The organism is Vibrio sp. B172a, from assembly GCF_030248355.1.
Taxonomy (GTDB): Bacteria; Pseudomonadota; Gammaproteobacteria; order Enterobacterales; family Vibrionaceae; genus Vibrio; species Vibrio owensii.
In genome coordinates this window covers 161,517-184,295 of sequence record NZ_JAHGAC010000035.1, presented here as the reverse complement: position 1 = coordinate 184,295, position 22,779 = coordinate 161,517, and the positions used below count along the sequence as shown (strand labels likewise).

Annotated in this window: 20 protein-coding genes; 12 read left to right on the top strand and 8 right to left on the bottom strand. The window is 45.1% G+C overall.

Going from position 1 to position 22,779, the window contains the following annotated elements; all coding sequences use genetic code 11:
* Positions 1-363 precede the first annotated feature (363 nt).
* The 5 genes from KIT90_RS25075 (at position 364) to KIT90_RS25055 (ending at position 5,517) form a co-directional block, all read left to right on the top strand.
* A complete protein-coding gene (locus KIT90_RS25075) occupies positions 364-2,811 on the top strand; it encodes a DmsA/YnfE/YnfF family dimethyl sulfoxide reductase (protein ID WP_285379269.1) in 2,448 nt (815 codons plus the stop codon).
* Positions 2,811-3,440, top strand: coding sequence for a DMSO/selenate family reductase complex B subunit (locus tag KIT90_RS25070; RefSeq protein ID WP_005433785.1), 630 nt, complete (start codon positions 2,811-2,813; stop codon positions 3,438-3,440). The genes KIT90_RS25075 and KIT90_RS25070 overlap by 1 nt, the downstream gene beginning before the upstream one ends.
* Positions 3,440-4,291, top strand: a complete 852-nt coding sequence (locus KIT90_RS25065) for a DmsC/YnfH family molybdoenzyme membrane anchor subunit (RefSeq protein WP_285379268.1) — start codon at positions 3,440-3,442, stop codon at positions 4,289-4,291. Before KIT90_RS25070 ends, KIT90_RS25065 begins: the two co-directional genes overlap by 1 nt.
* A 130-nt stretch (positions 4,292-4,421) precedes the next feature.
* On the top strand, positions 4,422-5,033 hold the full coding sequence (locus KIT90_RS25060; RefSeq protein ID WP_285379266.1) for a molecular chaperone: 612 nt from the start codon (positions 4,422-4,424) through the stop codon (positions 5,031-5,033).
* Complete coding sequence (locus KIT90_RS25055) at positions 5,020-5,517, top strand: 4Fe-4S binding protein (RefSeq protein ID WP_285379264.1); 498 nt, start codon at positions 5,020-5,022, stop codon at positions 5,515-5,517. The genes KIT90_RS25060 and KIT90_RS25055 overlap by 14 nt, the downstream gene beginning before the upstream one ends.
* Positions 5,518-5,572: 55 nt before the next feature.
* On the opposite strand, the gene KIT90_RS25050 is transcribed toward KIT90_RS25055, so the two are convergent.
* On the bottom strand, positions 5,573-6,157 hold the full coding sequence (locus tag KIT90_RS25050) for an FMN-dependent NADH-azoreductase (protein WP_285379262.1): 585 nt from the start codon (positions 6,155-6,157) through the stop codon (positions 5,573-5,575).
* Between the two features lie 175 nt (positions 6,158-6,332).
* On the opposite strand from KIT90_RS25050, the gene hrpA reads away from it, so the two are divergent.
* The 3 genes from hrpA to KIT90_RS25035 all read left to right on the top strand — a co-directional run bounded on the left by hrpA (position 6,333) and on the right by KIT90_RS25035 (position 11,796).
* The gene (gene hrpA / locus KIT90_RS25045) at positions 6,333-10,370 is read left to right on the top strand and encodes an ATP-dependent RNA helicase HrpA (RefSeq protein WP_270051636.1); all 4,038 of its coding nucleotides are present in this window, start codon (positions 6,333-6,335) and stop codon (positions 10,368-10,370) included.
* Between the two features lie 215 nt (positions 10,371-10,585).
* A complete protein-coding gene (locus KIT90_RS25040; RefSeq protein WP_009704276.1) occupies positions 10,586-11,065 on the top strand; it encodes an outer membrane beta-barrel protein in 480 nt (159 codons plus the stop codon).
* A gap of 215 nt (positions 11,066-11,280) precedes the next feature.
* On the top strand, positions 11,281-11,796 hold the full coding sequence (locus KIT90_RS25035; RefSeq protein ID WP_009704277.1) for an outer membrane beta-barrel protein: 516 nt from the start codon (positions 11,281-11,283) through the stop codon (positions 11,794-11,796).
* Between the two features lie 108 nt (positions 11,797-11,904).
* On the opposite strand, the gene KIT90_RS25030 is transcribed toward KIT90_RS25035, so the two are convergent.
* The 5 genes from KIT90_RS25030 to KIT90_RS25010 form a co-directional block, all read right to left on the bottom strand.
* Complete coding sequence (locus tag KIT90_RS25030) at positions 11,905-12,312, bottom strand: hypothetical protein (RefSeq protein WP_041059854.1); 408 nt, start codon at positions 12,310-12,312, stop codon at positions 11,905-11,907.
* A complete protein-coding gene (locus KIT90_RS25025) occupies positions 12,296-13,891 on the bottom strand; it encodes a S41 family peptidase (protein WP_285379258.1) in 1,596 nt (531 codons plus the stop codon). Before KIT90_RS25025 ends, KIT90_RS25030 begins: the two co-directional genes overlap by 17 nt.
* Before the next feature lie 357 nt (positions 13,892-14,248).
* Positions 14,249-14,977, bottom strand: a complete 729-nt coding sequence (gene pilW / locus KIT90_RS25020) for a type IV pilus biogenesis/stability protein PilW (protein ID WP_032801970.1) — start codon at positions 14,975-14,977, stop codon at positions 14,249-14,251.
* Positions 14,978-15,126: 149 nt separating this feature from the next.
* The gene (metA, locus tag KIT90_RS25015; RefSeq protein ID WP_005442735.1) at positions 15,127-16,068 is read right to left on the bottom strand and encodes a homoserine O-succinyltransferase; all 942 of its coding nucleotides are present in this window, start codon (positions 16,066-16,068) and stop codon (positions 15,127-15,129) included.
* Positions 16,069-17,141: 1,073 nt separating this feature from the next.
* Positions 17,142-17,444, bottom strand: coding sequence for a DUF1330 domain-containing protein (locus KIT90_RS25010; protein WP_005442737.1), 303 nt, complete (start codon positions 17,442-17,444; stop codon positions 17,142-17,144).
* Positions 17,445-17,796: 352 nt separating this feature from the next.
* On the opposite strand from KIT90_RS25010, the gene KIT90_RS25005 reads away from it, so the two are divergent.
* The 4 genes from KIT90_RS25005 (at position 17,797) to KIT90_RS24990 (ending at position 20,057) form a co-directional block, all read left to right on the top strand.
* Entirely contained in the window at positions 17,797-18,198 is a 402-nt protein-coding gene (locus KIT90_RS25005; RefSeq protein WP_009704283.1) for a hypothetical protein, read from the top strand.
* Positions 18,199-18,200: 2 nt separating this feature from the next.
* Positions 18,201-18,698, top strand: coding sequence for a GNAT family N-acetyltransferase (locus tag KIT90_RS25000; protein WP_270051640.1), 498 nt, complete (start codon positions 18,201-18,203; stop codon positions 18,696-18,698).
* 192 nt (positions 18,699-18,890) lie between these two features.
* The gene (locus tag KIT90_RS24995; RefSeq protein ID WP_080642196.1) at positions 18,891-19,571 is read left to right on the top strand and encodes a hypothetical protein; all 681 of its coding nucleotides are present in this window, start codon (positions 18,891-18,893) and stop codon (positions 19,569-19,571) included.
* A gap of 153 nt (positions 19,572-19,724) precedes the next feature.
* Positions 19,725-20,057 carry a multidrug efflux SMR transporter gene (locus KIT90_RS24990; protein ID WP_005442747.1) on the top strand — a complete coding sequence of 111 codons (333 nt, stop codon included), beginning with the start codon at positions 19,725-19,727 and terminating at the stop codon, positions 20,055-20,057.
* Positions 20,058-20,152: 95 nt separating this feature from the next.
* On the opposite strand, the gene KIT90_RS24985 is transcribed toward KIT90_RS24990, so the two are convergent.
* Positions 20,153-21,580 carry an APC family permease gene (locus KIT90_RS24985; protein ID WP_199438112.1) on the bottom strand — a complete coding sequence of 476 codons (1,428 nt, stop codon included), beginning with the start codon at positions 21,578-21,580 and terminating at the stop codon, positions 20,153-20,155.
* A gap of 525 nt (positions 21,581-22,105) precedes the next feature.
* Positions 22,106-22,735, bottom strand: coding sequence for a LysE family translocator (locus KIT90_RS24980; protein ID WP_020197651.1), 630 nt, complete (start codon positions 22,733-22,735; stop codon positions 22,106-22,108).
* Positions 22,736-22,779 lie beyond the last annotated feature (44 nt).

The window sequence follows — 22,779 nt, the reverse complement described above, 5'->3', positions numbered from 1 at the left end:
ACCTATTAATATTTTATTCATATAAAACGTTGAAATGAAATATAAGATTGCATTTTGTATTTTTTAATAATTGACTGTGGTCAAGATTATCACCCCTTAAATCTACAAGGATATTAATAGTGGCGGGTGGCCATGCCTTAGTTGCTCAAGGCTTGTGCTATCTAGCTTAATTGATGGTTTTGTAGAAATGTTGCTTTGATTTGCCTTGTGTATTAATTAAAGCGAAATTAGATATTTTCAATGAATGCCTATTTTGAAAATACAATCTCTATGTCTTTTATTTCTAACGAGTGTTCTTTCCCCACTTAAAGCTATTAATTAAGCGCCACGACCAAATTCAAAAACGTAATTTAGGAAAAAACCATGAGTCAAAATGGTAAGTTTAATATTACTCGGCGTGATGCTTTAAAGGGCGGCTCTGCACTTGGCGCTTTGGCGTTAGCAGGAAACGCGCTTTCTCTCCCGTTTGCAACTAAAGCGGTTGCCAAAGAAACACCAGCAAAACCAAACGAAAAAATTGTCTGGTCGGCATGTACCGTAAACTGTGGTTCTCGTTGTCCGCTTCGTATGCACGTGGTCGACGGTGAAATCAAATGGGTAGAAACCGATAACACGGGTGATGATGTTTACAACCACAATCACCAAGTTCGCGCTTGTTTGCGTGGTCGCTCTATGCGTCGCCGTGTTTACTCGCCAGACCGTTTGAAATACCCACTTCTTCGTGTTGGTAAGCGTGGTGAAGGTAAGTTCAAACGCATCACTTGGGACGAAGCCTTTGACCTCATTGGTGATAACCTAAAACGCATTATTAAAGACCACGGTAATGATGCGGTGTACCTAAACTACGGTACAGGTACGCTTGGTGGCACAGTGACTAAGAGTTGGGATCCGAGCGCGACATTGGTTGCTCGTATGATGAACCTTTGTGGTGGTTACCTAAATCACTACGGTGACTACTCTGCAGCAAACATCGAATGTATGTCGGAGTACTTCTACGGTTCGTTCGTTGATAACAACTCGATTGACGATGTTCAAAATGCAGACCTATGTCTGATGTTTGGTAACAACCCAGCAGAAACCCGTATGTCGGGTGGTGGTCAGGTTCACAACTATGTGGATGCGAAAAACATCAGTCACACTCGCACGATTTGTATCGACCCTCGTTACACCGACACCGCAGCTGGCCGTGAAGACCAATGGATTCCTATCAAGCACGGTACAGATGCAGCTTTAATTGCAGCCATCGCCCATGTATTGATTACGGAAGACAAAGTCGATCAAGACTTCCTTGATCGCTACTGTGTGGGTTACGACCGTAAAACGCTTCCTGCATCAGCGCCAGAAAACGGCAGCTACAAAGATTACATTATGGGCACTGGCCCAGATGGTATCGAGAAAACGCCAGAGTGGGCACAGCCTATCACGGGCATTCCAGCAGATGTGATTTTGAAGCTTGCGCGTGAAATCGGCGATGCAAAACGTATCTACATTACCCAAGGTTGGGGTCTACAACGCTCAGCAAATGGTGAGCAAGCATGTAAAGCGGTAATGATGTTGTCACTGCTACGTGGTCAAGTTGGCTTGCAAGGTGGTGGTACTGGTGCTCGTGAAGGTAACCACTCATACCCATTCCAACGCTTCCCGAAAGTGCCAAACCCAATCAGCGCTTCTATCCCAATGTTCCTTTGGACAGACGCGATTTACCGCGGTACGGAAATGACAGATCTGACCGACGGCATTAAAGGCGTTCAGAAGCTACAAAACAACATCAAGTTCATCTGGAACTATGCAGGTAACTGTCTGATTAACCAACACTCAGACATCAACCGCACACACGAAATTCTTCAAGATGAAAAAGCGTGTGAAATGATTGTGGTGATCGATAACCACATGACGTCTTCTGCGAAGTATGCCGATATCGTACTGCCAGACTGTACAACGTCAGAGCAATCGGATTTCTGTATGGATGGTGCAGCTGCATCAATGCCTTACTTCATCTTTGCAAGCCAAGCGATTCAACCTCGTTTCGAATGCAAACCTATCTACGACATCATGTCTGGTGTGGCGAAACGCATGGGCGTGTTTGATGAGTTTACTGAAGGTCGCACTCAAGAAGAGTGGCTGCAATGGATGTACGCTCAGACCGTTAAACAAAACAACGATCCAAACTTGCCGTCTTACGATGAGATGAGAAAGCAGGGTATCTACAAGAAGCAGTTCGACCGTCCACACGTGGCGTACGAAGACTTCCGTCGTGACCCAGAAGCGAACCCATTACCATCGCCATCAGGCAAGATTGAAATCTACTCAGAGACGTTAGCGAAGATCAACGAAGAATGGGAATTGGACGAAGATGAATCTATCAAGCCATTACCAGAATACGTTTCGACGTTTAATGGCTGGGATTCTCCTGATCGTAAAGAGTACCCACTTCAGTTAACAGGTTTCCACTACAAAGCTCGTGCGCACTCTACGTACGGTAACGTCGACATCCTAAAAGCAGCGGCACCACAGGAACTTTGGATCAACCCGATTGATGCAGCGTCACGCAACATCGATAACGGTGACTTGGTTAGTGTACGCAGCAAGTTCGGTGAAATGAACGTTCGTGTAAAAGTAACCCCACGCATCATGCCACACATCGTTGGCTTAGGTGAGGGCGCATGGTACTCACCAAATGGTAAAGGTGTTGACCAAGCGGGTTCAATCAACGTACTGACGACACAACGTCCAAGCCCGTTGGCTAAATCGAACCCGAGCCATACCAACCTCGTTGAAGTGACGCTAATTAAGAAAATGGGGGCTAAATAATGAGCACAGCGAAGCAGTATGGCTTTTACATTGATTCAAGCAAATGTACTGGCTGCAAAACATGTCAGCTCTCTTGTAAAGACAACAAAGATCTGGGTATCGACCGTAACTTCCGTCGTGTTTACGAATACGTAGGCGGCAACTGGACAGAAGAAAACGGCGCGTTCCGTCAAAACGTGTTCGCGTACTACCTATCGATCTCTTGTAACCACTGTACTAACCCTGCGTGTACCAAGGTTTGTCCATCAGGTGCAATGCACAAGCGTGAAGAAGACGGCTTTGTTGTTGTCGATGAAAGCGTGTGTATCGGCTGTAAATCTTGTCACATGGCATGTCCTTACGGCGCACCTCAATACAGCGAAGAAAAAGGTCACATGACTAAGTGTGATGGCTGTTACGAACGTGTTGCAGAAGGTCTAATGCCAGTGTGTGTTGATAGCTGTCCACTACGTGCGATTGAGTTTGGTCCAATTGATGAACTACGCGCGAAATACGGTTCAAACGCGGATGTCGCACCATTGCCAGATTCTCGCATTACGAGCCCGAACCTGATCGTGAAGCTAAATCCAAATGGTCGTCCAACCAATGACCGCACTGGTTTCCTACAGAATCCAAGAGAGGTGAAATAATGTTATACGAAGCACCATTAGTTGCCTTTACGGTTCTTGCTCAAACAGCGGTTGGCGCACACCTAACGGTTAATGCGTTCGAGAAGTTCGGCAAGCCACCACGCGTGACAGAACCTCGTATGAACATCGCACGTTTCGCTATTTTGGTTGTAATGGGATTGGGTTTCTTGTTCTCAACCACTCACTTAGGTAGCCCGCTTCGTGCCTTCAACGCATTAAACCGTGTTGGTAGTGCGGCGCTATCTAACGAGATCTTAACGGGTGCAAGCTTTCTGTCTCTAGCGGGTTTGTACTGGTTGCTGACGATTCTAAAAATCGGTAGCGAAGGCGTTCGTAAAATCGTGAACTGGGTGTCTATCGCGGTTGGCGTGATTTTCATGTTCGCGATGGCAAATGTTTACCAAATCGAAACGGTACCAGCATGGTACTCACCAATGACCACGGTTGCGTTTTGGTTCACGGTCGTGACTTCGGGTCTGATGTTTGGTTACACGCTGATCAACGTATTGGACGTGACGGCTGAGAAAACCAATCGTCGCCTAATGTGGGCTGGTGTGAGCTTGATTGCGCTGAACCTAGCGTTCTCAGTAATGCAGACCATTTACTTTGCAGGTATCTCAACGGCGATTCACAGTGGCTTGGATCAAATCACCATGCTATCTGGCTATGTTGCTGGTCATGTGTTGTTGCTTGTGGTTGCTGCTGCTCTTTGGGTATTCGCTGAGTTGTTTACCGCAGAAGGTCGTCAGAAGAACTTGCTGGTTATCGTGGCATTCGTTGCATTGTTCGTCGCAGAGATTCTGGGTCGCAATGTGTTCTACGGCATGCACTTTACATCTGGTCTGTACTGATAGCCGTTATTTGTGCTGATAACCATTATTTGTACTGATAACAATTAGCAGAGTGGGGCGAGTGTTCGTCCCACCTCTTTTCCGTTTTACTTAATCGAAGAATAAAAACACCAGTCATCAAAGGTACTTCATGCAAATTTCTCAACTTGAACCACAAGATACCAGCATCGTTCTTAAGCTGTTTGGTGCACTGTTTTACTACCAGCCAAAAGATTACCCGGCGGCAAATCTCGATACGTTGCTGAGCAATACTGATACGCCAATCGAAGCGCTCAATGACATGCTGCGCAGCTTTCAAAACGAGAGCGAAGAGGCACTGCAAATGGAGCACGATCGCATGTTTGCCGGTATTGGCGAGATGCCAGCGCCACCTTGGGGTTCGGCGTATCTAGATAAAGAGGCGGTGTTGTTTGGTGAATCAACCATTGAATATCGTTACTTCTTGCAGCGTTGTGGTTTTGCTTTGGAATCTGACCAACGTGAGCCAGAAGACCAGATCGGCTTGATGCTGATGGTGTTAGGCATGTTGATTGAAACTGAACAGCAAAAACTGGCGGCTGAAATGCTACGCGAACACTTGATGACGTGGTTTGGCTTTTTCAACAAGCGCTTCAAAAAAGCGGTGACTCTCACGCCTTACTCAAAACTGTCGAACCTTACGGAAGAATTACTTCAATCCTTGAGTGAGCAATACCAAGTCGTTATACCAGCAAAAAGAGATTACTCGGATGCGCCAGTCTGAATCGGTTGACCTAAGCAAGCGACGTCTGTTTTCGTTCCGTAGCGCGCCAGTGGAACAAGCTCAAGAGCCTCGTGTTAAAGCGAGACCGCCGTATGCGGTGGAAGAGTCTATGTTCACTCGGCTTTGTGATGGATGCGGAAAGTGCGCTTCTGCATGTCCGAGCCAAATCATAGAAATGGTTGATGGCGTTGCCGCGTTAGACATCAGTTACTCGGCATGTGATTTATGCGGCGCGTGTAAGTCGGCGTGCCCTACATTAGCGCTTTCAAACCAAACAGAGTCTACAGGCTTGGTAGCAACTATCTCGAACAGTTGCGAAAACTTATACGGTTATTGCGGTAGTTGCGAGGACAGTTGCCCATATGATGCTTTGCAATGGCAAGACGATTTCAAACCTAAAATTGACGCTGCCAAATGCAAAGGTTGCGGACAATGCGCGCAAAGCTGCTATAACAGCATGATCAGCTTTGACTTAAAACGATAAAAAAGGGATTGGCGAAAACCAATCCCTTTTTGTTTGTATTCAATTCTATTCAATCTTACGCCAAGGTTGCCAATTGGCTTTGCGCGTCTGAAATGCCTTTCGCTGCTGCGTCATCACCCATGTTTAGCGCTTCTGCGTAAACAAACTCTACATCCGTGATACCAACAAAGCCCAATACTGTGCGTAAGTATGGTGTCATGCTGTCGGTTGGTGAGTCTTTATGAAGACCGCCACGAGTGGTGACTACGATTGCCTTCTTACCTTCAATCAGGCCTTGAACGCCGTTTTCTGTGTATTTGAATGTCACGCCTGCACGAGCAATCAAATCAATCCAGTTTTTCAGCTGAGTTGGAATCGTAAAGTTGTACATTGGTGCTGCGATAACCAAAGTATCTGCTGCTTTGATTTCTTCAATTAGCGTGTCAGATAGGTCAACCACCGCTTGTTGATCTTGTGAAAGATCTTCTGTTGCACGTAGTGCTGTCGCAACGGAAAAGTCTAAAACTGGCAGTGGATTTGCAGCTAAGTCACGAACAGTTAGCTTATCTTGGTCTACATTTTTGATGAAGTCTTCAACCAGTTTGTTTGATTGAGAGTAATCGCCAAGGATGCTTGATTTAAGAGCTAGTACACGAGACATATGGATTTCCTTTAATAAGTGCTTTCGGCTATGTGATGCATTATAGGCAATGCTCAGCGACTCAAAACCCGATGGATTCGCTTAAGTTGTTCGAAAAAATTGAATGATTGCTTGAAGCTGCTTTCCGTTATCTTGTTCTAGCCCTTATGTGCTACAATCCGCGCAGTTTTATGTAATGAAAAGAATAGGAAACGCTTTGACTTCGTCACAGCCCCAAAAAAAGAATCCCGCTGAAGAGCAAGCGACACCGTCAAATGGTGCGCAAAATGCCAAAGCGAAGCAGGCTAATGCATCTCAAGCACAAGCTTCTCAGAATGCTGCGCCTCAGGCTCAAGTAAACAACGCGGCGTCACTGCGCAAGGCGCTTAACCAGTGCATGATGCGTGACCGCTTCCGCTTGAGTAAACGAATCTCTGGTGCAAGCAAAATCAAAAAAGACGCAGCGCGTAACGCTGTGTTTGATGAAATCGCATTAGACATCGCCAAATCCATGATGGTTGTGGAGCAACGTAGTAGCTACAAACCAACGATTGAATACCCTGAAATTCTGCCAGTCAGCCAAAAACGCGACGACATTGCGAAAGCGATCGAAGAAAACCAAGTGGTTATCGTTGCGGGTGAGACCGGTTCAGGTAAAACCACTCAGCTACCAAAAATCTGTGCTGAGCTTGGTCGCGGTAAATTCGGTCTGATTGGTCATACTCAGCCTCGTCGTCTTGCGGCGCGTTCGGTTGCAAACCGTATTGCTGAAGAGATGGAAACCAAGCTTGGTGAGTTTGTCGGTTACAAGGTTCGATTCAACGATCAGATCTCTGAAAACACCCAAATCAAATTGATGACGGACGGTATCTTGCTGGCTGAAATTCAGCATGACCGCTTCTTGAACCAATACGACACCATCATTATCGATGAAGCGCACGAGCGCAGCCTTAACATCGATTTCATCTTGGGTTACTTAAAAGAGTTGCTACCACGTCGTCCTGATCTGAAAGTGATCATCACGTCGGCAACCATCGACCCTGAGCGTTTTTCAAAACACTTCAACAATGCCCCAATCATTGAAGTGTCAGGTCGTACTTACCCAGTAGAAACGCGTTACCGCCCACTAAGTGGTGATGACGATAATGATCGTGACCAACTTGAAGGTATCTTCGAAGCGGTAGACGAACTGTGCGATGAAGGCTTAGGTGACATCCTGATCTTCATGAACGGTGAGCGTGAAATCCGCGATACCGCTGATGCACTGTCTAAACGTAATCTGAAGAGCACGGAAATTGTGCCGCTTTACGCGCGTTTGTCGGCGGGTGAGCAGAACAAGATTTTCCAACCTCATGCTGGTCGCCGCATTGTACTGGCAACCAACGTAGCGGAAACGTCGTTGACGGTTCCGGGCATCAAGTACGTTATCGACCCAGGTACGGCGCGTATCAGCCGTTACAGTTATCGAACTAAGGTTCAGCGTCTTCCAATCGAGCCAGTTTCTCAGGCGAGTGCGAACCAGCGTAAAGGTCGTTGTGGTCGTGTGGAAGAGGGTATCTGTATCCGCCTGTACTCAGAGGAAGATTTTGAGTCACGTCCGGAGTTTACCGATCCTGAGATCCTGCGCACCAACCTAGCGTCGGTTATCTTGCAGATGACCGCACTTGGTTTAGGCGATATTCAAGCTTTCCCATTTGTAGAAGCGCCTGACAAACGTAACATTCAAGACGGTGTTCGCCTTCTAGAAGAGTTGGGTGCAATCAATTCTGATGCGAAAGAATCGAAGAAACGCCTAACCAGCATTGGTCGTCAACTTGCACGTCTTCCAATCGACCCACGTTTAGCACGTATGGTATTGGAATCACCAAAGCAAGGCGCATTGAAAGAAGTGATGATCATCGCTGCGGCATTGTCGATTCAAGACCCGCGCGAGCGTCCAAGTGACAAGCAGCAATCATCAGATGACAAACACAAACGTTTCTTCCATGAAGACTCAGATTTTCTGACGTTTGTGAACCTGTGGAACTACATCCAGAAGCAGCAAAAAGCGCTAACGGGCAACCAGTTCCGCAAGCAATGTAAACAAGATTACTTGAACTACTTGCGCGTGCGTGAGTGGCAAGATGTGTACTTCCAAATTCACCAGTCGATGCGTGAAATGGAATTCAAACTGAACGATGAGCCTGCGTCTTACCATGGCGTACACAGTTCAATCCTAGTCGGTTTGTTGTCACACATCGGTATGAAAGACCAAGAGAAGAATGAATACCAAGGCGCGCGTAACGCTCGTTTCCATATCTTCCCTGCATCAGGTCTATTCAAGAAACAGCCTAAGTGGATCATGTCTGCTGAATTGGTGGAAACCTCAAAACTTTGGGGTCGCATCATCGCTAAGATTCAGCCTGAGTGGATTGAACCATTAGCGAAGCACTTGATTAAGCGCAGCTACAGCGAGCCGCATTGGTCGAAGAAACGTGCAGCAGTCATGGCACACGAGAAAGTGATGCTTTACGGCGTGCCAATTGTACCGAAGCGTTTGGTGAACTACGGCAGTATCGATCCAACCGTCAGTCGTGAGCTGTTCATTCGTAGTGCGCTGGTGGAAGGTGAGTGGGAAACCAAGCACGCGTTCTTTAAGCAAAACCGTAAGCTTCTTCAAGAAGTGGAAGAACTTGAACACAAATCTCGTCGTCGTGACATCTTGGTGGATGACGATGAACTGTTTGATTTCTACGACCAACGCGTTGGCACTGAAGTAGTCTCTGGTAAACACTTCGATACATGGTGGAAGAAAGCATCGAAAGACAACAAAGAGCTGTTGAACTTCGAAAAAGAGATGCTGTTCAAGGGCGATGCAAGCCACGTTACCGATTTGGATTACCCGAACTTCTGGCATCAAAACAACCTGAAACTTAAGCTGAGTTACCAGTTTGAGCCGGGTGATGACAGTGACGGTGTGACGGTACACCTGCCGCTGCCGATCTTGAACCAAGTCGAGCCTGCGGGTTTTGACTGGCAGATCCCAGGTCTGCGCCATGAGCTTGTAGTGAGCTTGATTAAATCGCTGCCGAAGACAGTACGTAAGAACTTTGTTCCAGCGCCAAACTACGCTGATGCTTTCTTAGCTCGTGCAACACCTATGGAAGCGCCGCTACTGGACTCATTAGAGAAAGAACTGCGTCGAATGACGGGTGTGGAAGTTCTGCGCGAAGATTGGAATATGGATCAAATTCCGGAGCACTTGAAGGTGACTTTCCGCGCGGTTGACCATAGAAATCGCAAGTTGAAGGAAAACAAAGACCTTCATGAATTGAAAGAGAGCTTGAAAGACAAAGTTCAAGAAACCCTTTCAAAAGTTGCGGATGACGACATCGAGCAAGAAGGTCTGCATACGTGGAGCTTTGGCGAACTGCCTAAGGTATACCAACAAAAACGCGGTGGTTACGACGTTAAAGCGTACCCAGCGATTGTGGATGCCAAAGACAGCGTTGAAATCAAACTGTACGAGACCGAATACGAGCAGGTCACGGCAATGCAAGCGGGTCAGCGTCGTCTGATTTTGCTGAACGTGCCGTCGCCAATTAAATACCTGCACTCTAACTTACCGAACAAGTCGAAGTTGGGCCTGTACTTTAACCCTTACGGTAAGGTGCTGGATCTGATTGATGACTGTATCGCGTGTGGTGTCGATAAGCTTATCGAAGAGCAGGGCGGTTTGGTTTGGGAGCCAGAGAAGTTTGATGCACTGAAAGAACACGTTCGTGCTGAGCTTGGTGATACGGTGGTGGACATTGCACAGCAAGTGGAAACTATCCTGACGACCGCTTTCAACATCAATAAGAAGTTGAAAGGTAAGATCGATTTCACCATGGCGTTCGCGTTATCGGACATCAAAGCACAAGTCGAAGGGTTGATCTTCAAGGGCTTCGCGACAGAATGTGGCTGGAAACGCCTGCCAGATATTCTTCGCTACATGCGTGCGATTGAGCGTCGTATGGAGAAGCTGCCGATCGATCCAAACAAAGACCGTTTGCACATGCTGAAAGTGGAATCCGTGACGAGCGACTACAAAGAGCTGCTCAACAAAATTCCGAAAGGCATGGTGATTCCTGAGAACGTAAAAGAGATCCGTTGGATGATCGAAGAGCTTCGAGTGAGCTTCTTTGCTCAACAATTGGGGACTCCGTACCCAGTTTCTGATAAACGTATCAAAAATGCGATTGATGCTTGCTAATCGATCGGTACAATAGCGGCAGTTTTTTTCTTGTGGGGTTTGCTGAGTAATCAATGGTTTGTCCAGTGGCAAGCTCGATTGGTACAGTAATTGCAGTTATTCACCCACAAGTGATTTTAAGTCACAAGGGAGGCAATGGTTCGCCTCCCTTGTGTTTGCAGTACCCACCTCTGCTTGATGCAGAAGTGGGTAATAATAAAGAGTAAAGGTTGATGATGAAGAAAACTCTATTGGCAGTGGCACTTCTAAGTGCTTCTTCTGCAGCAATGGCAGATTCATGGATTTATGGTGGTGCTTCTGTAGGTCAGTCTGACTACAAAGGCGAAACAGACACGTCTTACTCTGTACACGTAGGTACAGGTATTCTGCCAATCATCGGTATCGAAGCGGGTGTTACTCAACACGGTGAATTCAAGATCGCTGGTCAAGAAACTAAACTGACTTCTTACTACGCTGCGCTTAAACCAAGCATCGACTTCGGTCCTCTGCATGTTTACGCGAAAGGCGGTATCCACCAGTGGGATAAGAAAGTTTCTGGCGGCAAAGACGACGATGATGTGGATCTAATGTACGGTGTAGGTGCGGAATACTTCATTTTCGGCCCTATGTCTGTTGGCGCAAGCTACATGAACTACACAGCGGGCAAAGACGACATCGGTACGTTCTCTCTAAACGCGACACTACACTTCCTATAATCGTCGAACATTTCGAAGATTTATTTGATAAACACCGGCAACGCGCCGGTGTTTTTTTGTCTGTAAATCACACAAATAGACATTGAACAGAAATTATTCATTTCTTGTTCTTAAAACATGCCACTTTTTGAATATAGTATTTACCTAGATACATAAGGAACGCGATGCAGTTCGCGTGATGTTCCGTTCAGGAATCGAACAGGAAAGGTATAACTATGAAAACAAAACTCTCGTTATTGGCTTTGGCGCTATGCTCAACATCTGCACTTGCTGACTCTTGGCTTTATGCTGGTGGTCAAATTGGTCAATCAGACATCGATAGCGAAAACGACACCACTTATGGCATTCATGTTGGTACGGGGATCTTGCCGCTGATTGGTATTGAAGTGGGCTATTTCAACCATGGCCAAGTGGATTTAAATCTTGCTGGTAACCGAGGTGATGTAGATTTCTCTTCTTTCTACTTAGCCGCAAAGCCAAGTATCGACTTTGGTCCTCTGCACGTTTACGCGAAAGGTGGTATTAACGCGTTTAACGTCGAATACAATGGTAATCTGAGTAGCTTGGACAAAGATGATGGCGTGTCTTATATGTACGGTGTTGGCGCGGAATACTTCTTGTTAGACAACATTTCTGTCGGTGCAAGTTATCAAGCGTTTGGGGTTGATATCGATGGGGACAGCGATACAGTAAGTAGCATCACAGGTAACGTGACGTTCCACTTCTTATAATATGGCTTTAGACTGAGTCGTTCGAATCGTAAGGTTTTGTTTGATTTGAATACGAACAATGAGAAAAGCCCGCCGTTATTTTGAATAAAGTAACGGCGGGCTTTTTGTTTAGTCCTGAATCGGATTAGGTCGGCATTGTATGTTGGTTAGAGGGACAAACTTGTCGTCTTTCTCGTAATAAACGCCACATTCCTCTTCACGAAGTTGCAAGGTGTATTGATCGGGCAACTCTGTTTCTGCGCCGTTCAATGGCATGTTGTAACTCTCCATCAATTGCCCAGAAACGATCAACAAATGTGAGTTTGTTTCGAAGGTATTTGACGCAATTTTTGGCGGCACTTGGTTGCCTTGAATTGTCGTGATTGCTTGTTGGATCTCAGTCACTGTGTCTGCAGACGTTTTAATGCTTAGTGCATTGACTGCATCATCGCCGTGACCTGAAGAAGAGCAACCCATTAGCATCACGCTGATACCCGCTCCGGTAATTATTGCTTTTGTTCTAGTTAATTTTGACATGAATAGCCTCTTGTCGAAGTGGATCAATCCCTTTATCAAGTGGAGTGCCACCTAGCATAGGCATCGCTCTTGGAGCTGCCGCCACGGCAGGCGCAGGAGGACAAGTTCCTGTGTTCATGTAGTTTAGCGCTGCAGATAGCATGCCTTCAGAGCTGTTACCCAATGGTTTGGTTAAGTCATCTGCCACAACACAGCCTTCCACTTTGTCATCTATACCAATATTAGACGATACTAGACTTTTTGCTGTAGGTGTAAAGCCATCGGCAAAGTCGCCAAATCCTTTAGCATTCGAAGACTTAAATTGAATGGTGTAGTACATGTTGCCGCAGTTTTGCTCTGGCGAGAAGCCGTATGGCTTACCCGTTGTCGTGGTACCAATTTGAACCACTTCGACATCAATACCACGAAGACCATTGATGAGAAGTTCACTTGAGGACGCGGTGTTGTCAGTCGTTAGAACGTAAACGCGTTTCGCACTTAATGTTGGTAGGGCAATGTCAGTCAAGATACCTTTACCCCAATCAATTTCAGTATCGACAAAGTTATAAACGTTATTTTCTACCTTGCCAGAGTTCATGATCTTGTCGTTGTAAATCAGCTCAGCGAAAGTGGCATTAGAATGTGTGCCAGCCAACATGTAGCCGACTTGCGCAGACTGCCAAACTAAACCACCACCGTTGTAGCGTAAATCCATCACGATCTCTTCAACGTTTGCCGCTGACAGCTGATTAAACGCATCGATAAGTGGCTGTTGCGCAGTCACTTCAAAAGCGTTGTATTGCATGTAACCGACTTTTGTTCCGTTGTTGTCGATGACTTTTACATTACGAACTGGGCTGGTTGCGACATCTGCCGATGTCAGAGTCACCACTTTCGGAGCGCCATCAACGGTTTCGAACGTGAAGGTGTAGTTTTGACCTAGCGTAGGAGAGAAAAGCGTATTGTTGATGAAATCAATCTCAGAGCTCGAAGAGGTGTTCACAACATCAACATCATTGATTTTCAATAGCTTGTCGCCTCGAGCAACGCCATTTGAAGAGGCTGGAGAGTTATCTTCTGTGTAAGAAATGATGATTTCTCGCGGTTCATAGCTTTGAACGAATTTCCAGTTAAAGCCGAAACCAGCAACAAGACCCGCTTGTTGTGATTTCATGAAATCGTCGTAAGAGCGAGTGAAGTGGAATCGATCCTTGTATTGGCCAGAAGCCGTTCTTTCTGTCGTTACCAGCGAATCAAAATAAGCCGCAACGGTAGGGAAGTTGTCCGGGTTGATATCTGGGATCTCGTCATACCAAAGATAGGTATCATTACTGAAGGCACGTAAGAACATTTTTTCTTGCAGTGCTGAACCTGTTTGGTCTGGATAATAATCCCCTGTGTATGGGTCAATACCTGTTCTAGCGATGCTACATTTATTCGCAAACTCGCTAGCCGGGGTAGAGAAGTCTCCTGCTGACCAGGTTATGTTATTGCCGACTGCAGTGCTAGAGCTATTTCCATTGTCACCGCCGCCTCCACAGCCTTGTAACAATAGAAGAGGGAGAGTTGCCACCAACGCTGTGTTCTTATACTTCAACATAAATTTCCTTATTTCTGTGACATTTATAGATTTGAATTGTTTTTAATAAATTGCCTATAAGCCACTCGAATGTATAGATCTTGTTCGTTGCTGTGCAAACACTAAGCAAATTAGTGTGATTGGTGTCATATAAATTAGAGTAAAAATTCAGTTTGCTAATTTAGTTAAATCTAAAAATTCATTAATAAATAGCAAGTTAGTGCTATTTTTGACGCGAAAATTCACGATGACACTTCTGTAATTTTAGACGATTGAAAGTGGTTTCAGAAAAGCATTAAACGACAGAAGAATGCTAGGCAAACAGTCCGAGCATGACGAGAGTCGACGCTTTGTGGTCGACTCTTTGAGTTTATAGAGTTAAGAAATTTGATCGAGTTGGTACTGATACTTTCGCTCTAAGGCTTCATTGCCGGCAGCGCGTTCTAGTTCCACCATTAGGCGGAGAGAGGGTTTCTTGACTCCGTACATTTGGTTAAAGCGCATCAAGCGAATACGTGCATCGGTGTAGTTTCCGCTGTCGATCTCTAACTTAGCTAACTGAAGGATAGATTTAGGACGGTGAGGGTCATGGTCGATAGCTCGAGCGAAGTAATACTTTGCCTTTTCAGCTTGATTCGACTTTAGTGCACAAAATCCGGCGTTCTCGTAACTAGCAGGGATAAGGTAATAGTAAGGTTGCTCGATCGCACGATTGAACATTTTATCTGCTTGGCTGTATTCGCCTTGTTTACACAGGAAGGTGCCGTAATTGTTCAGTACGTTACCATTTTTGGGATGCTGGCGAAGAGAGCGTTTGTACATCTGTGCTGCTTTTGAATCTTCACCTACGGTTTCGTAGTAATGCGCCATCGAAAGTTGTGCTCGATAGTAGCTAGGTGCGTGGGTAAGGGCTTGCTGCAGATTATCGTGTGCTCGGATCATACTGCCACTCTCTAAATAGCCGAGACCGAGAGCGATTCGTGACTCTGCCATAGAAACCGGATCGGCTTTCACAACTGGACTGTTTCCATCTTCATTGACGGTGACACACCCAACTAAACCTAGCTGGCTTGCTAACACTAATGCACCGAGTTTTCCAAGCTTCATATCTATGCCCCACATCCCTGATTCACACAGCATGATATGAATTACGATGCAAAAGCCTATTGGGGAAAAAATACTATGCGATCAGGTTAGCAAACTGATACAAAAAAGCCGCCAGTTGGCGGCTTAGTTCACACTCTAAATTCAGGCAGTTAGTCGTCTTTAGTGAAGGCGTCTTCGCTGAAATGATCCAGATCGTACGGAGTTTGTTGGTAAACGCAATAGTTCAACCAGTTAGAGAACAGCAAGTGTCCATGGCTGCGCCAACTCGCACAAGGTGGATTGTCTGGGTTGTTATTCGGGTAGTAATTGATTGGAATAGCAGGTTCCATCCCTTCGCCCAAATCTCGAATGTATTCGTTATGGAGTGTGTGAGAGTCATATTCTGGGTGACCAGTGACAAACACATTACGCTTGTCTTTTGTGGTTGCTAGATAAACACCCGCGACATCGGACGTTGCGAGAATATCGAGGTCCGTATGTTCTTCTAAAAACTCCGGCGAGAAATCTGCATAACGAGAATGTGGTGCTAAGAACGTATCATCGAAACCACGCAGAAGAGGGTGGTACTGATGATGGATAGAGTGATGGTACACGCCTGATAGCTTTTCTTTGCGTGTTTTCTTTGGCAGGTTGTATAGAAGCTTCAAACCTGCTTGTGCAGCCCAGCAAACATAAAGTGTGGACGTGACGTGATCTTTTGCCCACTCCATAATGGTCTTCAAGTGATCCCAATAAATCACATCTTCAAATTGGACCAAACCTAATGGAGCACCAGTAATGATAAGGCCATCGAAGTTCTTGCCTTTTACCATTTCAAATTGACGATAAAATGTGTCTAGGTGCTCCGTTGGTGTGTTCTTACTTGGGCGATTATCGATTCGTAACAGTTCCACGTTCACTTGAAGTGGGCTATTAGAAAGTAGGCGAAGAAACTGAGTTTCTGTCTCAATCTTCTTTGGCATCAAATTGAGAATAAGCACTCGCAATGGACGGATTTCCTGACTCGCCGCTCGACTTTCGCTCATCACAAAGATGTTCTCTGTCCTTAATACATCGCTAGCGGGTAACTGATCTGGAATTCTAATTGGCACGGCTTTCTCTCCCTAAGCTTAACTTTTTAGACGTCTATACTTCTAAAGCTAACGTAATTACTGACGGATGTCGACATGAAATGTGACTTTGAACGGGATTTCTTTTGTTCCTACTTTCATCTCACACAGGAGCCAAACACACCAAAGGGACTCTACATATGAAAATGGCACTCTTTAGAATAAAAAACCTAAGTCGAGCTGTTCTAATTTTAAATATTCCAATCACTTATTTTCAGTAAGTGAATACTTGATTGCGCTAATAATCCGGAAGGTTAAATTATGCCGATGTAAGATAATTAAAATTATTAATTCATTTAATTTAGTTGGATTATATTCTAACTCTTGTTTTTATGTGATGCCTTGTTAAAGGTTATGACAAGTTACTTTGTCTTTTATCGAATGATATGCTAACAACTAACTTGTAATAACTGGAATTTGACTGTGTAAGATTGAAATTAATGAAACAATAATTTAAAGTTTGAATTTATAGAAAATAACACCCCCTAAAAGTTATTGTAGGAAAAAGCCGAATAATGATCTTACTAGTAAGTTGAGTAGCTAGAGAGTGCCGAGTTTTCTCGAAGCCTAATCAGTGTTGGTTAGAGAATCTTCCAAGGCAAGTGAGTCTCTAGAGGCAGGTGAACGGTTGTCTTGTCATCACAAGCTACTCAGGTTGACCTACTTACGTCGTTAGACACCGTTTTCAATGCTCTTATATCACAATTAGAATGAGCCTTAGATAAGAACTCTACTTAGATATTATGTGATTTAAAACGAACAAACATTGATAAGATTAAATTAGAAATAAAATATAGGCTTGTAAGTTAGTTCTGAGATATAAACATATCAATGACAAAGCTTTTGATTCTTAACGTTGTATCTATTTTGATGATTGAGATTCATACATTATGCATCATTCATTAACACGTCAGTTAGTGTAGGTGGTTTATTAAAAGGTGATAGCAGGAATAATATAATGATATTGAAACTATTTCTGTTGATGCAGTGAAAACTCACCTTGTTGATATAAACCGGAAAAAGCCCAGCGTTCGCTGGGCTTTTTTTTATGTGTCTTATGCCAGTTGGTCATTACCTTCGATCAAGTAGTGATTACTGATTGAACCTGCGGTTCTAGCGTTTAGGTGAGGTACATACTCTGGGTCATTCATAAAGTCGAGTGCTGCTTGGCGAGAAGGCCATTCGATGATGATGCGAAGCGCCGGTGCTTCACCATTGCCTTCTAGTCGTTCGTGCACGTTAGTTCGTGCGATGTACTTGCCACCGTGTTTTTCCACCAGTGCGTTCGAGACGCTGACATAAGCAGGTACCCAGTCTTGGGCTGTAGGGGTTACATCTAATACTGAATAGTAAGTCACGGTATGCTCCTTGATTGCACGTTAGCCGATGAAATTTAGCTTAATGCAGTCTGGTCATTTCGATAAGAGAGAGCGGAATCGAAACACTTTTTAGATTCCATTGAAAATCCAAATTGATTCGGGGTTATTGCTCAATTGGTATGAATTGTCGACTCAAACTGACGCTCTGCAATTGTGATTGCGGCAAGATTTCTGAGTACATTTTTGTGTAACGAATACGGTAGCGTTTGAAGAGAATTATGAGATCGAGTTAGTATAAATTTTGAGCCTTAATACCAATAAAGACACTAATTGGCTCGCCAGCACGTACTTAAATACGTTGTATGGAAAATCATCGTCAGTGGAGGACATTATGTTCGGTATGTTTAAAAGAAAAGAGACCATTCAGAGCATTGCACATCAAGTTCCTAACGTCTTGCTTAGGGAGTTTGGCGATAAGGACGTTTATCTGCCAGACGAAGTCGACCAAGCGTTGGCCGAACTTGGGCACGACAAGTTGGAAGACATGACGCGTTATCAATACGCTTACGGTATGTTCACCAGCTTGGCAAGCTATGAGCAGTTAGGTTTAACAGAGGAGCTTGGCAATTACGGCCATTTCCAACGGGAGGTTGGCAAAATGCTTCTCAACACACCAGAACCGATTGATATGCACATCTACTTTGAGCTTTCACAGCAGCATCATTTTAACCATGCCAAAGCGGATGTTGGCAATGAAGCGACTGTGGTCGATAGTGCAGATGGTGGCTATTAATAGTGGCAGAAAGGGCATTCCAAATTCACTTTCTCGCTGACTTCCCCCATGAGTCTGATCTTATTGCACAATGGTACTTTGATGAGTGGGCTTACACTGTTCCTGGTGTGACGCCCGCTCAAGTTCGCGAGAAGGTTTTACTCAAAGCCAATAGCCGCCATGCATTTCCACTTTCATTTGTGGTTCATGACGAAAACAATGACCTTGTAGCAGTCGCTGAACTCAAGATCCGAGAGAACATTCATTTCCCTGAGTATGAGCACTGGTTAGGTGGAGTCTACGTCGATGCCTCATCACGAGGTAAAGGTTATGCTGCTGCGCTGGTCGTTCGTGCACAAAATCACGTGTTTCAACTTGGCATTCCAAAATTGTTTCTGCAATGCGAGCCGCATAATGAAGCCTTGTATCTGAAATACGGTTTCCGTCCTCTGCATAACACTTCTCACAACGGAGTCCAGACTATCATTATGGTTTGGGAGTCATCCGAGCTAAGTTCTTGATATCTTTCATCCCCCCCACGTTAGTGCAATTTAAATCGCCATTCGCTAAAAAATAATAGGTTATAAGTAACAATGTGCATATTTTGACGTTGGTCAAAAATGTGCCACTTTCTCCGTCGTTTTTATTCAACTTGTTCAATACTCATTTGAAGTTGGATGTCGAGTTTTGGAATGAAGATCATGGAGAGAGATATGCGAAAGTGGCTAGGTGCACTCACGCTCACTGGGTTATCAGCGTGCAGTTTATCTGATGATATCTACATGGAAGGGCGAACACTTTACTTTAATGGCGAAATAACCGCGGAGAGCGTGCGAGAAGCCATCGAGCTTGCCAACGTTCAACCGCATGGTGTTGTTGCCTTGATGATAGACAGCGACTCAGGCGAGTATCGACCAGCGATGGAACTAGGACGCTGGGTTTACAACAATCAGGTTCATTTAATCGTCAATGGAACGTGCGCTTCTGCCTGTGCGAACTATGTTTTAACAGCGGCACCGAGTACTTTGGTTATGAAAGGCTCAGAAGTGCTTTGGTTTGGTGGCGCGATGCAAGATGAATGGGACACCGATGGCTTTGATCAACAAGAACTCGAACAATGGCATCAATCCTTAAGTTTGTGGCGTCAGCACGAAGAAGCCTTTTTTGCGCTGGTGGCGGTAAATCCAAAGATCACCATGTTTGGACACTTGAACAAACGTGAAAAATTACACAAAGCAGGTTGTGATACCAGCAATGCAGCTTGGATGTATCACATTGATGATATGCAAAAGTTAGGGTTGGACAACATCGTGTATGCGGACCCAGATTCGTTACTCACAGCCAGAAATGACGCGTCTGCCTGCGTGATCAATTTGGAAGAGACCGACTTCTAACTGCGATTATTACGCTGGTGTAAATGTGAGTTGCATCACTTTTTATAGCGTACTGACGGATTTTGATTATAATGCGCCGCTCAGAGATTCGATATGTCATCGAGTTCAGGTTAATTGAGCGTTGTTTGCCTTATGTTCAAAATGCTTGTTTCTATGCCTCCACTGGTTGCGCTGTCTATTGCTATCGTGTGTGAGGTGATTGCGACTTCTTCTATTCCAAAGACAGAACAGTTTACTAAATTGATGCCGAGCACCGTGGTTATCATCGGCTATGGTATCGCTTTCTTCCTACTGTCTGTGACCGTAAAAAGCATGCCAGTTGGCATTGTATATGCGATCTGGAGCGGGGCGGGGATTGTACTTGTGGCTGCTGTTGGTTACTTCCTATACGGACAAAAACTCGACCTTGCTGCACTCGTTGGTATTGGTTTCATTCTTACTGGCGTTATGATTGTGAACTTGCTGTCTAAGACCGTCGGTCATTAATCCATAGATTTACCAACAAAAAGCCGCGAATAGTTCGCGGTTTTTTGCTATCTGCAGAAACATTTTCTGGCTATGTAAAAGAGACATGGATGCGATTAATTCGCCATCGCCTCAATCAATTGGCCTTCTCGGCGACGCTTACGGTTGCGGTACATTACGGCACCAATTGCTGGCAAACTGAAGGCGATAAAGCCAAGAATCAAAGCAGAGGCGCCTGTTTGAGCACTAATACCCGCTGGCACATCGAATGAAACGAAGATGGTCACCAGACAGCTAACCAAGCCTAGCGTCGCCACCAACATCATACCGAACTTGCCACCAGGTACGCGGAACGGACGTTCAATATCTGCGTGTTTACGACGTGAAACCAAGAAGCTGACGAAGATACAGATGTACATCACCATGTAGAGTTGAGTCATCAGAATATTCAACAGCCACATACCTTGGTTCACGTTTGGTACCAAGATGAACACCAAAGAAAGCACACTTACAATCGCACCTTGCAGCAACAGAAGTGGAACTGGTGCTTGGTTCTTGTTCTCTTTTGATAATGTCAACGGCATGAAATGGTCTTTCGCAGCGACATGTAAGCTCTTAGTTGGTGCAATGATCCAGTTATTCAGGCTCGCCAAGCTACCAAATACAATCGCAAGCGCGATAACTGGCAGCATGAATGACATGTTCAAATCATCGAAGAACGCCTTGAACGCCAAAATAACCCCTTCGCTTAGGCTTGAATGATCGCTCGATACTACGGAAGAGATCGAAAGCGAACACGCGGTTAGAGAGACCAGAATCAACACGGTTGAAGCAATAAGTGCTTTTGGATAAGTCTTTTGTGGGTTATCGACTTCACTCGCGTAAGAGGTGGTGATTTCAAGCCCTGTTAGAGAAAGCACAACCGCGGTAAATCCAGCACCAATGCCATCTTGTGAGAAATCAGGCAACCAGTCAGATGCGTGACTAAGTGAAATATGCGATTCACTTGGATTGGTGTACGCCCAGTAGCCACCTAGGCCGATGATCAGCAGGATAGGAAAGATAAGCCCAAGCGTACCGAACACATTGGTAATGAGCGAAGACAAACGCAGGCCAAAGATATTCACCAAAGTCAGCGCCCAGAAAATCACGTTAATCATGATCAACATGAAGATGTTGTTCTGGGCTAGTTCAGGGAAGAAAGGATACGCACCGGTTGCGACGATAAACGAGATGAGAGGTGGGTAGTACACGATGTTCTCAGCATACTGATACCACACGGTCGCAAAGCCAAAGTTTGGACCTAACGTTTCTTTACCCCACAAATACACACCACCTTGTTGCGGGTAGGTGGTACTCAATTCTGCACACACTAATGCCGTAGGGACGAAGAAGCAAAGACCTGCCAGTAAGAAGAAAGAGATGGCGTGACTACCAAATAAGGCGGCACCCGGAATGTTCCTTATGCTGTCGACGGAAGTAACCGTAATCATGATGACAGAAAAGACACTGAGTTTGACGGCGGATTTGGCGATATTGCTCATTCGATACCTTTAATGATTGAGCCACGTGTCTCGGACGGAGAACCCGCGTGCTACAAGTAAGACGGGCGTATTGTAGGGCTGCACGAATCTGCCGGTATATAGCCAAAAATGGTATGTATTTACTCAAAAATGAACCGAAATCTCAGTGGTTTAATCGTAATCAATTTAAACGTTTGCTCTGGTCAAAAAACGCAAGATTGCGTTAAAAAATGCATATTAAGAAATGTGTTTATAGCGAATTATTTATTACCAGAATCCTAGAAATTTGGTCGAAATACGCCATAGTTTGACTCTGACCTTAGGGGAAGGTCTAGATTGAGAGCGGTTAGAGTGATTTAGAAAGTGGAGAAAACCATGGGATGTTGTAATCAAGCGCCAAAAGGTGGCACCGGAAAACTCTCTTATCTGCTGGGATTGGTGGCGGTGCTATTTGTCGGGATCTTAGTATTGGCCGCAGTTTTTGGCTAACAGAACAGTATTAAAAAACACGCCCTAGAGCGTGTTTTTTGTGTCTGTCATTGGGGGCTAAAAACGGGTGTTGGCTAAACCAATACCAAAGAAGATAAACAGCCCACCACTCACGTAGTTCAGCCACTTACTGGTTTTGGAAGACGTGAGCAGTGCCTTCACTTTGGTAGCAAAGAAGATCACAAACAAAAACCAACTCGCGACAATGCTTGCCTGTAGCGCACCCAACATCATACTTTGCTCCAGAATGTGTTCAGGTTGCACAAACTGAGGGAAGATAGATAGGTAAAACAACACGATTTTTGGGTTCAGAAGATTGGTCAGTAATCCTTTCGCAAAGGCTTGTTTCAGCGTCTGCTCTTCTATCTTGCGGTCGAGCTTTAGCTTTTGGTCTGCCAACTTAAGGCCGCTTTTCAAGTTATTGATCCCCAGCCATACCAAGTAAGCGACACCCATCCACTTTAAAATATTAAATGCTAACGCGGACTGAGAAAGCAGCAGGCTTAAACCTTTCGCCGATACAAACGCATGGATCAGAAAGCCTAGCGCCACGCCAAGGATATTGGCTATCGCGAAGCGGCGGCTTTGCGTCAGGGCTGTAAACAAAATCAGCAAAGCGTTAGGGCCGGGTATCACAGCCAGAAAGAAAACGATGCCGCCAAACGCCAACAAGGTGTCGAAGTTCATACTTGTTCCAATTAAAGAGAATGTCTCATAGCTATTATGGCGAG